The organism is Enterobacter pseudoroggenkampii, assembly GCF_026420145.1.
Classification (GTDB): domain Bacteria; phylum Pseudomonadota; class Gammaproteobacteria; order Enterobacterales; family Enterobacteriaceae; genus Enterobacter; species Enterobacter pseudoroggenkampii.
In genome coordinates this window covers 2,476,864-2,490,737 of record NZ_JAPMLV010000001.1, presented here as the reverse complement: position 1 = coordinate 2,490,737, position 13,874 = coordinate 2,476,864, and the positions used below count along the sequence as shown (strand labels likewise).

Here is a 13,874-nt window from a genome sequence, read left to right as displayed (position 1 = left end):
TCACCTTTTTTGATTCCAGTACGATTAGAACGCGTAGTTGAAGTTCGTACCGAACAGCCAGGCTTTACCTTCAGAGGTAAACTCGTAAGGGCCTTCCTGGAACGTCACTTTCTGACCGTGCATATAAGAAACGCCCGCATCGATGGATGCATTCTCGTTGAACGCATATGTCGCGCCTGCACTTAACCAGAAGCGGTCCTGATCCGGAATCGAAATAGAACGCTTGTCTGCCGGAACCGGGCTGTCGTCAAATGCGATACCGGAGCGGAAAGTCCAGTTTTTATCGTAGTAGTAGGTGGTACCCAGCGCAATACGATAGGCGTCGTGGAAGCTTTCGTCCTTATAGAACAGCGTTTGACCATTGGTTCCGGTCGCTTTCAGCTCCTGGAACTGGCTCCAGCTGGTATAGGCCAGGCTATAGTGAATAGCCCATTGTGGTGCAACGCGGTTGTAACCGGACACTTCCCACATTTCTGGCAAATGCAGCGACAGTGAACCTGGAACGGTCTGGTTTGACGTTCCCCAAGGAATGGTGGTACCTGCACCGGGAACCAGGTTGTTCACAGGCTTCAGGATGCCGCTCTTGTAATCGCCGTCGAAGTCAATTTTCACTTCGGAACGATAGGTCAGACCCCAGCGGTTGTTTTTATCCAGTTCGTACAGGATACCGGCGTTCCAGCCATAGCCCCACTCATCACCTTCAAGGCTGGCAATTTTATTGCTGTTTTTTGGCAGGCGAGCAGTCTGTTCCCCGGAATAACGTTCGATTTTGGCATCGGCGTAGACGGCATCAAAGCCCAGGCCAAAACTCCAGTTATCGTTCAGGCGATACGCACCGCTCAGGTTGAGGTTCAGCGTGGTAAGGTCTGTTTTACCGCCGTATTCACCTGCCGGGTAGTTGTTATTGAACTCGGTAGCAAGGCCGTAGTTAGACGTTACGGATGCACCCCAGCCAAACTGTTCATTGATAGGCGCAACGAAGTGCAGGTTAGGGATCCATGCTGTTGGGGCAATATTGTCCGCTTTAAGACTCGCACCCGTATAAGGCGACTTACCGGAAATGTTTACATCAGGATCGATATAAACCGCACCAGCAGAGAAGGTCGGACGATCAAACATCATGATCAATGCAGGGTTACGACTCGCGTTACCTGCATCATCAGCAATAGCGCCTTCCCCGGAATATGCGCGGCCAAGGCCAGAGGAAGAAAATTCGTTTAACTGAAAGCCCGCTGACCATGCGGAAGTGGAGACGAGTGCCACTGCGACTGCCAGCGCAGTCTTGTTGAACAGGGTTTTCTGGCTCATGACCATAACCTCATTGAGTTATTTTTATTCAATAATTGTTACATACCGTAACAGGAGCGCGAAGTGTAGGGTCTGAGGTATGACAGACAAATCAGACCAGTGGCCAGAGTATAGGTCTGACCAGCCGGAATGTTGCAAGTTTGTTTATTAATATTTTCAAACATGTTTCGTGAAACGAGATCTGGTTGGCAAAATTGTGACCATCGAGACTCACCCAAAAGGGTGGTTTTTGTTTTAGATCATTTTTTAGTGTGATATTGGTCACTTATCCGATTTTGCGCCATTAACGGCTGGAGAGAGCCCGCGCCGGGGCGTAAAATAGCAGCATCGTGTTTATCTCGCGCGCTGCGCGAATACAGAGGAAATTGAGCTATGAGTAAATGCAGTGCTGATGAAACCCCGGTTTGCTGCTGTATGGATGTTGGAACCATCATGGACAACACCGATTGCACCGCCTCTTACAGCCGCGTATTCACCAACCGTGCCGAAGCGGAAGAGACCCTTACTGCGCTGAGCAAGCGTGCGCGTGACGTTGAATCCGATCCTTGTGAAATCAAGTCTACCTTTACCGAAGTGGAAGGCGGCGTGAAGCTGGACATCGACTTTGTCTTCGCCTGCGAAGCAGAAACGCTGATTTTCCAGCTGGGTCTGCGTTAATTTCTGCGGCCTGATGCCCTCACCCCGACCCTCTCCCACGGGAGAGGGCGCAAACATTAAAAACGGTAACCTACGGGTTACCGTTTTGCTTTTACCTTGCGCACCCGGCAACATACCGCACAAATGCCCCTGCCATGCAGGGGCATTTTCTTTTTCTTCTCTGTGTTTTAGCTCGCACTTTTTCGTTTCCCCGATTGGCTGAATGTAAAAAAATGGTTAAGACTATTATCAGGTCAGACCACTTTGAGTTTGCAAAAATTTTTTACAGGGGAGTGTTATGAGTCAGGCATTACCGCTTATTACCCGTCAGGGCGATCGCATTGCCATAGTCAGTGGATTGCGCACGCCATTTGCGCGTCAGGCAACGGCGTTTCATGGCATACCGGCCGTCGACCTGGGGAAAATGGTAGTGGGGGAGATGCTGGCTCGCAGCGAAATTCCGCCTGAGGTCATCGAACAGCTGGTTTTCGGCCAGGTTGTGCAGATGCCTGAAGCCCCCAACATTGCGCGGGAAATCGTCCTTGGTACCGGGATGAACGTGCACACCGATGCCTACAGCGTCAGTCGCGCCTGTGCGACCAGTTTCCAGGCCGTGGCGAACGTCGCCGAAAGCCTGATGGCGGGGACTATCCGCGCCGGGATTGCGGGCGGGGCGGACTCCTCTTCGGTACTGCCGATTGGGGTCAGTAAAAAGCTGGCGCGTATCCTGGTCGATGCTAACAAAGCCCGTACGACGGGTCAGAAACTCAAACTCTTCTCGCGTTTACGTCTGCGCGATCTGATGCCCGTGCCACCTGCCGTAGCGGAATATTCCACCGGTCTGCGCATGGGCGATACCGCCGAGCAGATGGCGAAAACCTACGGCATTACCCGTGAACAGCAGGATGCGCTGGCGCATCGCTCGCATCAGCTTGCGGCAAAAGCCTGGTCGGAAGGCAAGCTGACCGACGAGGTCATGACCGCCTACATTCCACCCTATCGCGAACCGCTTGCGGAAGATAACAATATTCGCGGCACCTCGACGCTGGCAGATTACGCCAAACTGCGCCCGGCGTTTGATCGCAAGCACGGCACGGTGACGGCGGCGAACAGTACGCCGCTGACGGACGGGGCCGCCGCCGTGATCCTGATGACCGAATCCCGTGCGAAGGAGCTGGGCATTACTCCCCTGGGCTATTTACGCAGCTATGCCTTCACCGCCATTGATGTCTGGCAGGACATGCTGTTAGGTCCGGCGTGGTCCACGCCGCTGGCGCTGGATCGCGCGGGGCTGACGCTGGCCGATTTAACCCTGATTGATATGCACGAAGCGTTTGCCGCGCAAACCCTGGCCAACGTCCAGCTGCTGGCAAGCGAGCGTTTCGCCCGCGATGTGCTGGGCCGCGCCCATGCCACGGGTGAAGTGGATCAGAGCAAATTCAACGTGCTGGGCGGCTCTATCGCTTATGGTCATCCGTTTGCTGCCACCGGCGCGCGAATGATCACGCAAACATTACATGAACTTCGTCGCCGTGGCGGCGGGTTTGGCCTTGTTACCGCCTGTGCGGCGGGCGGCCTTGGTGCAGCAATGGTTCTGGAGGCTGAATAATGGATATGCCATCTGCATTTAATCTGACGGTTCGCCTCGATAACGTGGCCGTTATCACTATTGATGTGCCGGATGAAAAGATGAATACCCTGAAGGCCGAATTTGGTGTTCAGGTGCGCGCGATGCTAAAGCAGATCCGCGAGAACAAAGCCATTCGCGGCCTGGTGTTTATCTCTGCCAAACCCGACAACTTTATAGCCGGGGCGGATATCAACATGATCGCCCGGGCGCAAAGCGCGCTGGAAGCCGAAGAGCTGGCGCGTCAGGGCCAGCAGGTCATGGCGGAGATAAACGGCCTGCCGATCCCGGTTATCGCCGCGATCCACGGTGCCTGTCTGGGCGGCGGGCTGGAGCTTGCGCTGGCGTGCCACAGCCGTATATGTACCGACGATCCGAAAACCATTCTGGGTCTGCCGGAAGTGCAGCTGGGCTTGCTGCCAGGCTCCGGCGGAACGCAACGACTGCCGCGCCTGGTGGGCGTCAGCACGGCGCTGGAGATGATCTTAACCGGTAAACAGCTGCGAGCTCGTCAGGCGCTGAAGGCCGGTCTGGTCGATGACGTCGTGCCGCAGTCCATTTTGTTGGAGGCCGCCGTTGAGCTTGCGCTGAAAGGGCGTCAGGCAAGACGTCCTCTGCCGGTTCGCGAGCGCGTGCTGGCAGGGCCACTGGGCAGAACGCTCCTGTTCAACATGGTGGGCAAAAAGACCGAACAAAAGACCAAAGGCAATTATCCGGCGGCAAAGCGGATCCTGGACGTGATCGAAACCGGGCTGTCGCAGGGCAGCAGTAGCGGCTATGCCGCGGAGGCCAAAGCCTTTGGCGAACTGGCGATGACGCCGCAGTCACAGGCGCTGCGCAGCATCTTCTTCGCCAGCACGGACGTGAAAAAAGACCCGGGCAGCGAGGCATCGCCTGCGCCGCTGCGTGCCATTGGCGTACTGGGTGGAGGACTCATGGGCGGCGGTATCGCTTTTGTTACCGCCAGCAAAGGCAAATTGCCTGTACGCATCAAAGACATTAATCCTAAGGGGATCAACCACGCGCTGCAGTACAGCTGGCAGAACCTTGATCAAAAGGTCAAGCGCCGCCATATCAAGGCAAGCGAGCGTGATAAAACCCTGGCGATGATCTCCGGCACAACGGATTACAGCGGTTTTGCGCACCGCGATCTGGTGATTGAAGCCGTGTTTGAGGATCTGGCGCTTAAGCAGCAGATGGTGGCAGACGTTGAACAGCATTGCGCCGCGCATACCATTTTTGCCTCCAATACGTCGTCATTACCGATTGGCGATATCGCGGCGAAAGCCACGCGTCCGGAGCAGGTGATCGGGCTGCACTTCTTTAGTCCGGTGGAAAAAATGCCGCTGGTGGAAGTTATTCCACACGCAACCACCAGTCCGCAAACCATCGCCACGGTAGTCAAGCTGGCGAAGAAGCAGGGTAAAACGCCGATCGTGGTCGCAGACAAAGCCGGCTTCTACGTCAACCGCATTCTGGCGCCCTACATTAATGAAGCCATGCGGCTGCTGACGGAAGGCGAGAAGATCGAACATGTCGACGAGGCGCTGGTAAAGTTTGGTTTCCCCGTTGGCCCAATCCAACTTTTGGATGAGGTGGGAATAGACACCGGCACTAAAATTATACCTGTACTGGAGGCGGCTTATGGCGATCGTTTTAGCCCGCCTGCAAACATTGTTTCTGCAATTTTGAAGGACGATCGCAAAGGCAGAAAAAATGAACGCGGTTTCTATCTTTACGGCGCGAAAGGGCGTAAAAGCAAGAAACAGGTCGACCCTTCGGTTTATGGGCTTATTTCGACCACCGGTCAGGGAAAACTGTCCGCCGTTCAGTGCGCTGAACGCTGCGTGATGATGATGCTCAATGAAGCGGCGCGCTGCTTTGGTGAACAGGTGATCAAGAGCGCGCGCGATGGCGACATCGGCGCGGTATTTGGCATTGGTTTCCCGCCGTTCCTTGGCGGCCCGTTCCGTTACATGGATACGCTCGGCGCGGGTGAAGTGGTTGCTATCCTGCAACGTCTGGCTTCGCAATATGGTCCACGGTTTACACCGTGTGACGAGTTATTGCAGATGGCGGAACGGGGCCAGACATTTTGGCCTGCAAGGGAAACTGTCCTCGTAAGCTGAGGTCAAAGAAGGGTAAATCCTGAAGTGAATGAACCTGTTCTGGCGATTTTGTAAACAGAGATTGACTATACTTACGCCATTGAGGTAAAAAACAGCGTTTCATTCACCGAATGGATCAGGCACAATGCCCGACCATCGGGTTTTCTACCTCGCAGCATTTATCGCGGGTAGTTAACGCCGGTGATTCTGGTTAACAAAAGCGGTGCAATATGCAAGTTTTTATCATGCGTCACGGCGACGCGGCACTCGATGCCGCCAGTGACTCAGTACGTCCTTTGACCGTCTGTGGCTGCGACGAATCTCGTCTGATGGCGAACTGGCTTAACGGTCAAAAAGTGGACATCGAACGCGTTCTGGTGAGTCCGTTCCTGCGTGCAGAACAGACGCTGGACGTGGTAGGGGAGTGTATGAACCTGCCATCCAGTGTGGATGTTCTCCCTGAACTCACCCCGTGTGGCGATGTCGGTCTTGTCAGCGCTTATCTTCAGGCGCTGTGCAATGAAGGTGTCGCTTCCGCGCTGGTCATTTCCCACCTGCCACTGGTTGGCTATCTGGTATCTGAGCTGTGCCCTGGCGAGACCCCGCCGATGTTCACGACATCCGCCATTGCCAATGTTTCTCTCGACGAAACGGGCAAAGGTGTCTTCAACTGGCAAATGAGTCCGTGCAACCTGAAGATGGCAAAAGCCATCTGACGTGACGTGCGATATGGCGGGGTGCAATGTGCTTCCCGCCATTCAGTCAGGGCAACTCTGGCGGCTGCCACTCTTCCACTTCAATCAACACCAGCAATGCGGCATCTCCGCCGTACTCTTTTGGTGCCTGATGAAACGCCATCACGTGTGGATGCTGAGCCAGCCACAGCGGCGTCTGCTGCTTGAGGATATGCTTACCGTGGCCGTGCATCACGCAGGCGCAGAAAACATGTTCACGACGACAGGCGGCGATCAATGCCCCCAGCTCCTGTTTCGCCTGCATCTGCGTTAAACCGTGCAGATCGAGAAACAGCTCCGGCGAATAATCTCCGCGACGTAACTTTTTCAGCTCAAAATGGCTGACGTCTTCGCGTACGTATTTCACCGCACCCTGAGTATTGAGCAGCGGCTGAAATTCATCTGAAAAATAGTGGCTGTTATCCGCCTGCTCCTGCAGCAGACGTTTGACCGGTACTTCGCTGATTTTTTTACGCTGCGGGCGATGGACAATGGTGTCCTGCGCGATTTTACGCGTCCCGGTCATTAGCTGCCGGAAGAGCGCCTGATCCTCCTCGCTGAGCGATGTTTTCTTTTTCATTCGTCATTCTCATCTCGTATTTCCGACAGTGTACCCGACTAAACGCATTTTTTAACCTCAAGCGAGACGCGTCATTGCTGATTTATCGCCGTCTTCATGGCAAACTAGCCGCCGAAAATTATGCGAGCATGCCCTGGAGGAAAGAGTGGATAAAATTTTTGTCGATGAAGCAGTAAACGAGCTGCATACCATACAGGACATGTTGCGCTGGTCGGTTAGCCGCTTCAGCGCCGCCAATATCTGGTACGGTCATGGTACCGATAACCCGTGGGATGAAGCCGTGCAGCTGGTGCTGCCGTCCCTCTACCTGCCGCTGGATATCCCGGAAGACATGCGCACCGCGCGCCTGACCTCCAGCGAAAAACACCGCATCGTAGAGCGCGTGATCCGCCGCGTGAACGAACGTATTCCGGTCGCCTATCTGACCAACAAAGCCTGGTTCTGCGGCCACGAGTTCTATGTCGATGAACGCGTGCTGGTGCCGCGCTCGCCGATTGGTGAGCTGATCAACAACCACTTTGAAGGCCTGATTGGCCATCAGCCGCAGCACATTCTGGACATGTGTACCGGCAGCGGCTGCATCGCCATCGCCTGCGCTTACGCCTTCCCGGAAGCGGAAGTAGACGCCGTTGATATCTCCACCGACGCGCTGGCCGTGACCGAGCACAACATCGAAGAGCATGGGCTGATCCATCACGTTACGCCAATTCGCTCTGACCTGTTCCGCGATCTCCCAACGCTGCAGTACGATCTGATCGTCACTAACCCGCCGTACGTCGATGCGGAAGACATGTCCGATCTGCCGAGCGAATACCGTCACGAGCCGGAGTTGGGTCTGGCATCAGGATCTGACGGCCTGAAGCTGACCCGCCGCATTCTGGCCTGCGCGCCGGATTATCTGACCGACGACGGCGTTCTGATTTGTGAAGTGGGCAACAGCATGGTACATCTGATAGAGCAGTACCCGGATGTGCCGTTCACCTGGCTTGAGTTCGACAACGGCGGTGACGGCGTCTTTATGCTGACCAAAGCGCAGCTGCTCGACGCGCGCGAACACTTCAGCATCTATAAAGATTAATCCAGCGGGCTTCGGCCCGTTTCACAACGCTCAAACACAAACAACAACATCGGAGCCGTGATGGCAGGAAACAGTATTGGACAGTTATTCCGCGTGACCACCTTTGGCGAGTCGCACGGGCTGGCGCTGGGCTGTATCGTTGATGGCGTACCGCCAGGCATCGAACTGACCGAAGCCGATTTGCAGCACGACCTCGACCGTCGTCGTCCGGGCACCTCTCGCTACACCACTCAGCGTCGCGAGCCGGACCAGGTAAAAATTCTCTCTGGCGTCTTTGAAGGCCGCACTACAGGCACCAGCATTGGTCTGCTGATTGAAAACACCGATCAGCGCTCCCAGGACTACGGCGCCATCAAAGACGTGTTCCGTCCGGGCCATGCCGACTATACCTACGAACAAAAGTACGGTTTCCGCGACTATCGCGGCGGCGGGCGCTCTTCCGCGCGTGAAACCGCGATGCGCGTGGCGGCTGGCGCCATTGCCAAAAAATACCTGCAGCAGAAATTTGGTATCGTTATCCGCGGCTGTCTGACCCAGATGGGCGACATTCCGCTGGCGATCAAAGACTGGGATCTGGTCGAGCAAAACCCGTTCTTCTGTGCCGATGCCGACAAGCTGGACGCGCTGGACGAACTGATGCGCGGCCTGAAAAAAGAGGGCGACTCCATTGGGGCGAAAGTGACCGTCGTGGCCGACGGCGTCCCACCAGGCTGGGGCGAGCCGGTATTTGACCGTCTCGACGCCGACATCGCCCACGCGCTGATGAGTATCAACGCGGTGAAGGGCGTTGAGATTGGCGACGGTTTTGACGTGGTATCCCTGCGCGGCAGCCAGAACCGTGACGAGATCACGAAGGCGGGCTTCCAGAGCAACCACGCGGGCGGCATTCTGGGCGGTATCAGCAGCGGGCAGCAGATTATTGCCAACATCGCGCTGAAGCCAACCTCCAGCATTACCGTGCCGGGCCACACGATTAACCGCGATGGCGAAGAAGTTGAGATGATCACCAAAGGACGTCACGATCCGTGCGTGGGGATCCGCGCGGTGCCGATCGCAGAAGCGATGCTGGCGATCGTGCTGATGGATCACTTCCTGCGCCAGCGCGCGCAGAATGCGGACGTGACGACCACCATTCCACGCTGGTAAACATGAAAAAAACCGCAATTGCTCTGCTGGCGCTGCTGGCCAGTGGAGCCAGTCTGGCCGCAACGCCATGGCAAAAAATCACCCACCCGGTGGCGGGGAGCGCGCAGTCCATTGGCGCCTTTTCCAACGGCTGTATCGTCGGTGCCCAGGAGCTTCCTCTCCAGTCTGATACCTATCAGGTGATGCGCACCGATCAGCGGCGTTATTTCGGCCACCCGGATCTGGTGCTGTTCATCCAGCGTCTGGGAAATCAGGTGCATAACCTGGGGCTGGGCACGATGCTGATTGGCGATATGGGGATGCCTGCCGGGGGGCGCTTTAACGGTGGACACGCCAGTCACCAGACCGGACTGGATGTCGATATCTTCCTGCAGCTGCCGAAAACCCGCTGGACCTCCGCCCAGTTGCTGAAGCCGCAGGCGCTGGATCTGGTGGCGAGCGACGGCAAGCGCGTTGTGCCATCCCTGTGGACGCGGGACGTATCCAGCATGATCAAGCTGGCCGCGGAAGATAACGACGTCACGCGGATTTTCGTTAACCCGGCCATCAAGCAGCAGCTTTGTCTGGATGCCGGAACCGATCGCGACTGGCTGCGCAAAGTGCGCCCGTGGTTCCAGCATCGTGCGCACATGCACGTTCGTCTGCGCTGTCCGGCGAATAGCCTGGAATGTGAAGATCAGCCGCTACCTCCGCCAGGCGATGGCTGCGGTGCGGAACTGCAAAGCTGGTTTGAACCGGCAAAACCTGGAACCTCAAAGCCTGAGAAGAAGACACCGCCTCCGTTGCCGCCTTCCTGCCAGGCGCTACTGGATGAGCATGTACTTTAATGGATAATTTCGTCGATCTGTTTATGGTGTCACCGCTGCTGCTGGTGGTGCTGTTCTTCGTGGCCATGCTGGCCGGTTTTATTGATGCCCTTGCGGGCGGTGGCGGGTTATTAACCGTACCCGCGCTGCTGGCGGCGGGCATGAGCCCGGCGCAGGCGCTTGCCACCAACAAGCTGCAGGCCTGCGGCGGCTCGCTCTCGGCGTCGCTCTATTTTATCCGCCGCAAGGTGGTGAGCCTGGCCGACCAGAAGCTCAATATCCTGATGACCTTTATCGGCTCCACGTCGGGCGCGCTGCTGGTTCAGCACGTGCAGTCGGATATTTTGCGCCAGATCCTGCCGGTTCTGGTCATCTGCATCGGTCTCTACTTCCTGCTGATGCCAAAGCTCGGCGAGGAAGACCGCCAGCGTCGTCTGCACGGCCTGCCGTTTGCCCTGATTGCCGGGGGCTGCGTCGGCTTTTACGACGGATTCTTCGGCCCGGGGGCAGGCTCGTTTTATGCGCTGGCGTTCGTGACGCTGGCCGGGTTTAACCTCGCCAAATCGACCGCTCATGCCAAAGTGCTCAACGCGACCTCGAACCTCGGCGGTCTGCTGCTGTTTATCATTGGCGGCAAGGTCATCTGGGCAACCGGATTCGTCATGATGGCAGGGCAGTTCCTGGGCGCACGCGCGGGTTCGCGTCTGGTGTTAAGCAAAGGACAAAAACTTATTCGCCCGATGATTGTCATCGTCTCGGCCGTAATGAGCGCCAAACTTCTTTATGACAGCCATGGACAGGAGATCCTCACCTGGTTGGGGATGAATTAATGAACAGTACGCATCACTACGAACAGCTGATTGCGATTTTCGACGGCTGTTTTGCTGACGATTTTAATACCCGTCTGATTAAAGGCGACGACGAACCGATCTATCTTCCTGCTGATGCAGAGGTTCCGTATAACCGTATCGTGTTTGCGCACGGCTTTTACGCCAGCGGTCTTCACGAGATTTCACACTGGTGCATTGCGGGGAAAGCGCGGCGCGAGCTGGTGGACTTCGGTTACTGGTACTGCCCGGACGGACGTGATGCCGCCACCCAGGGGCAGTTTGAGGATGTGGAAGTGAAGCCGCAGGCGCTGGAATGGCTATTCTGCGTCGCGGCGGGTTTCCCGTTCAACGTGAGCTGTGACAACCTTGAAGGCGACTTCGAGCCAGACCGTATCGTCTTCCAGCGCCGCGTTCATGCGCAGGTGATGGAATATCTTGAGAAAGGCATCCCGGAACGTCCGGCGCGCCTGATCGAGGCCTTACAGAATTATTACCACACGCCGGCGATAGCGGCGGAATGCTTCCCTTGGCCGGAAGATCTTTAACAGAGGAAAGAAGATGATCGCAGAATTTGAATCACGCATTCTGGCGTTAATTGATGACATGGTGGAACACGCCAGTGATGATGAGCTGTTCGCCAGCGGTTATCTGCGTGGTCACCTGACGCTCGCGGTAGCCGAGCTGGAAGCGGGTGACGATCACTCTGCCGACGCCGTTCACGCTGAAGTCACCCGCAGCCTGGAAAAAGCCATTCTGGCCGGGGAGCTCTCTCCGCGCGACCAGTCACTGGTGCTGGGTATGTGGGACAATTTGTTCCAGCAGGCGAAAGCGAAGTAAGTGTTTCACCACCCTCTCCCTGTGGGAGAGGGACGGGTGAGGGCACCAGGCCGCCCCCTACTTAACCTTCTTCCCCTTCAGCAGTTTCCGTACCCACAAGCGATTCGGATTCAGCCCCGCAAGCGTAACACTGTCCAGCGGAACCGGCTCGTCGCTCATTTGCGCGGCCAACACTTCTGCCAGCAGCGGGGCAGAGCACAACCCGCGAGACCCTAATCCACCCAGCATATACAGCTCCGGATAAACCGGCGCGCTAACCGCTTTATCCCGGTTATCAGCAAGATCCTGATAGGCCTCAAGCGTCGCGTCGTAGTCCGGCACATTTCCCGCCATCGGCAGATGATCGCGGGTGGCACAGCGAACGCCGCAGCGCGCTTCCCCCTCGCTGACGTCAACCTCTTGCGCCCATGCCGCATCCGGGAAACAGTCAATCAGGCGCTGGCGGTTTTGCGCCTGATCCGCGTCGCTGTAGCGCATATCCGTTTCGCCACGATGATAGCTGGCCCCGATGCAGTGATGGCCGTTAGACGGATTTTGTGGCGTCAGGTAGCCGTCATAGCACAGCACCTGATGCAGTTTGCTCAGTTCGGGTGCGGAAGGAATATGGCTCACCTGGCCGCCGACCGGATAAACCGGCAACGTTTCTGTCTGGATAAACTGATTGATGTTATGCCCGTTTGCCAGCACAACGCTGGCATGGCTTACCGCTTTGCCATCCGCAAAACGCAGATTCCAGCGCTCGCTTCGGCTCAGCGATTCAACGGTGTGAGCATAATGCGCCGTCAGCCCGCGCGACTGCGCCAGGGAAATGACCGCCGCGGTCAGTTCAGCCGGGCACAGCCAGCCGCCGAGCGGATACTGAATGCCCCCACAGCCGGTTTCCACGCCAGCGGTGGCTGCCATCTCCTGCGCGCTTACCGCGCGGGCAATCTCGCCAGGCAGGCCCAGCGACAGCATCTGCGTGATTTTTTGCTGGCTCTTTTCATCCCAGCCGAGCTGCGTCACGCCGCACCAGTCATGATCGAACGCCACAGGCAGGGCGTCGTAGAGGCGACGAGCAAAGGTAAACGCCGCCGGGAAAAACCGGAACAGGGCCGGGTCGTGCGCGCTTAAAAGCGGATAGAGCGCCCCCTGGCGGTTGCCGGACGCGCCGCTAGCTGGCACATCGTCAGCACAGTAGAGCGTGACCTGCCAGCCACGGTGGAGAAGCGCGAGAGACAGCAGGGCGCTGGCGATCCCCCCGCCGACTATCGCCACCTCACGTGATGCGCTGGCGCGGCGTGCAAACCAGGGCGCCTGAGCGGGAATGTCCAGCGTCTGATCCATCCTGCCGACCAGCATGTCGCGCTTGCGGCCAAAGCCTTTGGTCTTCTGCATGGTAAAGCCCGCCTCCTGCAGCCCGCGGCGGACAAAGCCCGCCGAGGTGAAGGTGGCAAGCGTTGCGCCAGGGCGCGCCAGCCGCGCCATCGCGCTAAACAGGTGCTGGCTCCACATGTCCGGGTTTTTGGCGGGGGCAAAGCCGTCCAGGAACCACGCGTCCACCGTCTGATTCATCGAATCATCGAGCGTATCGGTCAGGTCATTGATGTCGCCAAGCCATAAATCCAGCGTCACGCGTCCGCCGTCCAGAATCAGACGGTGGCAGCCGCCGATGTGAGGCGGCCACTGTGCCTGAAGCTGTTCCGCCCAGGTGGCAAGCTCTGGCCAGCGCTGATGAGCGAGCCGCAGATCGTGCGCGGTGAGCGGGAATTTTTCGAAACTGATGAAATGTAATCTTTGTAGCGTAGCCTCAGGGTGTGCAGCGTGAAACTGGTTAAACGCCTGCCAGAGGGTTAAAAAATTCAGCCCGGTACCGAACCCACTTTCCGCGACCACAAACAGGCTCCGCGGATGCACCGGGAAGCGGGTGCTGAGCTGGTTTCCGTCGAGGAAAACATAGCGAGTTTCTTCGAGCCCGTTATCATTAGAAAAATAGACGTCATCAAAATCTCGGGAAACAGGTGTACCCTCAGCGTTGAATTCGAGGTTGGCGGGTTGTATAGCGTTTTGTTTCACGTAAGTTACTCGTCTGACAGGCAGTGGCACGATCTTAACGATGTGAGTCCATCGGTGCAAATTTCCGCAGAAAATGTCTGATCGGACTTGTTCGGCGTACAAGTGTACGCTATTGTGCGACTCGAAACT

13 protein-coding genes are annotated in these 13,874 nt (G+C 56.9%); 10 read left to right on the top strand and 3 right to left on the bottom strand.

The window, feature by feature from the left end; all coding sequences use genetic code 11:
- Nucleotides 1-24: 24 nt before the first annotated feature.
- On the bottom strand, nucleotides 25-1,308 hold the full coding sequence (gene fadL / locus OTG14_RS12130; protein WP_024907658.1) for a long-chain fatty acid transporter FadL: 1,284 nt from the start codon (nucleotides 1,306-1,308) through the stop codon (nucleotides 25-27).
- Nucleotides 1,309-1,680: 372 nt separating this feature from the next.
- Here fadL and OTG14_RS12125 point away from each other — a divergent pair, with 372 nt between their 5' ends.
- The 4 genes from OTG14_RS12125 to sixA all read left to right on the top strand — a co-directional run bounded on the left by OTG14_RS12125 (nucleotide 1,681) and on the right by sixA (nucleotide 6,395).
- Nucleotides 1,681-1,965 (top strand): YfcZ/YiiS family protein, encoded by a 285-nt coding sequence (locus OTG14_RS12125; RefSeq protein WP_024907659.1) that lies wholly within the window; start codon nucleotides 1,681-1,683, stop codon nucleotides 1,963-1,965.
- A 277-nt stretch (nucleotides 1,966-2,242) separates the two neighbouring features.
- Nucleotides 2,243-3,553, top strand: a complete 1,311-nt coding sequence (fadI, locus tag OTG14_RS12120; RefSeq protein ID WP_021241580.1) for an acetyl-CoA C-acyltransferase FadI — start codon at nucleotides 2,243-2,245, stop codon at nucleotides 3,551-3,553.
- Complete coding sequence (fadJ, locus tag OTG14_RS12115) at nucleotides 3,553-5,700, top strand: fatty acid oxidation complex subunit alpha FadJ (RefSeq protein WP_267215123.1); 2,148 nt, start codon at nucleotides 3,553-3,555, stop codon at nucleotides 5,698-5,700. Before fadI ends, fadJ begins: the two co-directional genes overlap by 1 nt.
- A 209-nt stretch (nucleotides 5,701-5,909) precedes the next feature.
- Nucleotides 5,910-6,395 carry a phosphohistidine phosphatase SixA gene (gene sixA / locus OTG14_RS12110; RefSeq protein ID WP_024907662.1) on the top strand — a complete coding sequence of 162 codons (486 nt, stop codon included), beginning with the start codon at nucleotides 5,910-5,912 and terminating at the stop codon, nucleotides 6,393-6,395.
- Nucleotides 6,396-6,441: 46 nt separating this feature from the next.
- Here the strand turns inward: sixA and smrB are convergent, their stop codons facing one another.
- Nucleotides 6,442-6,993 (bottom strand): endonuclease SmrB, encoded by a 552-nt coding sequence (gene smrB, locus OTG14_RS12105; protein ID WP_008502613.1) that lies wholly within the window; start codon nucleotides 6,991-6,993, stop codon nucleotides 6,442-6,444.
- Between the two features lie 145 nt (nucleotides 6,994-7,138).
- Here smrB and prmB point away from each other — a divergent pair, with 145 nt between their 5' ends.
- From prmB to OTG14_RS12075, 6 genes are read left to right on the top strand one after another with little or no spacing between them, the layout of a single operon-like run.
- On the top strand, nucleotides 7,139-8,071 hold the full coding sequence (gene prmB / locus OTG14_RS12100; protein WP_025757143.1) for a 50S ribosomal protein L3 N(5)-glutamine methyltransferase: 933 nt from the start codon (nucleotides 7,139-7,141) through the stop codon (nucleotides 8,069-8,071).
- Nucleotides 8,072-8,131: 60 nt separating this feature from the next.
- A complete protein-coding gene (gene aroC, locus OTG14_RS12095; protein WP_024908934.1) occupies nucleotides 8,132-9,217 on the top strand; it encodes a chorismate synthase in 1,086 nt (361 codons plus the stop codon).
- Between the two features lie 2 nt (nucleotides 9,218-9,219).
- Nucleotides 9,220-10,044, top strand: a complete 825-nt coding sequence (gene mepA, locus OTG14_RS12090; protein WP_024908935.1) for a penicillin-insensitive murein endopeptidase — start codon at nucleotides 9,220-9,222, stop codon at nucleotides 10,042-10,044.
- Complete coding sequence (locus OTG14_RS12085) at nucleotides 10,044-10,853, top strand: sulfite exporter TauE/SafE family protein (RefSeq protein ID WP_024908936.1); 810 nt, start codon at nucleotides 10,044-10,046, stop codon at nucleotides 10,851-10,853. Before mepA ends, OTG14_RS12085 begins: the two co-directional genes overlap by 1 nt.
- Nucleotides 10,853-11,398, top strand: a complete 546-nt coding sequence (locus OTG14_RS12080; RefSeq protein WP_048992652.1) for an elongation factor P hydroxylase — start codon at nucleotides 10,853-10,855, stop codon at nucleotides 11,396-11,398. The genes OTG14_RS12085 and OTG14_RS12080 overlap by 1 nt, the downstream gene beginning before the upstream one ends.
- A 13-nt stretch (nucleotides 11,399-11,411) precedes the next feature.
- Nucleotides 11,412-11,690 (top strand): YfcL family protein, encoded by a 279-nt coding sequence (locus OTG14_RS12075; protein ID WP_024908938.1) that lies wholly within the window; start codon nucleotides 11,412-11,414, stop codon nucleotides 11,688-11,690.
- A 57-nt stretch (nucleotides 11,691-11,747) separates the two neighbouring features.
- Here the strand turns inward: OTG14_RS12075 and mnmC are convergent, their stop codons facing one another.
- Nucleotides 11,748-13,745 carry a bifunctional tRNA (5-methylaminomethyl-2-thiouridine)(34)-methyltransferase MnmC2/FAD-dependent 5-carboxymethylaminomethyl-2-thiouridine(34) oxidoreductase MnmC1 gene (gene mnmC, locus OTG14_RS12070; RefSeq protein ID WP_267215122.1) on the bottom strand — a complete coding sequence of 666 codons (1,998 nt, stop codon included), beginning with the start codon at nucleotides 13,743-13,745 and terminating at the stop codon, nucleotides 11,748-11,750.
- Nucleotides 13,746-13,874: the final 129 nt, after the last annotated feature.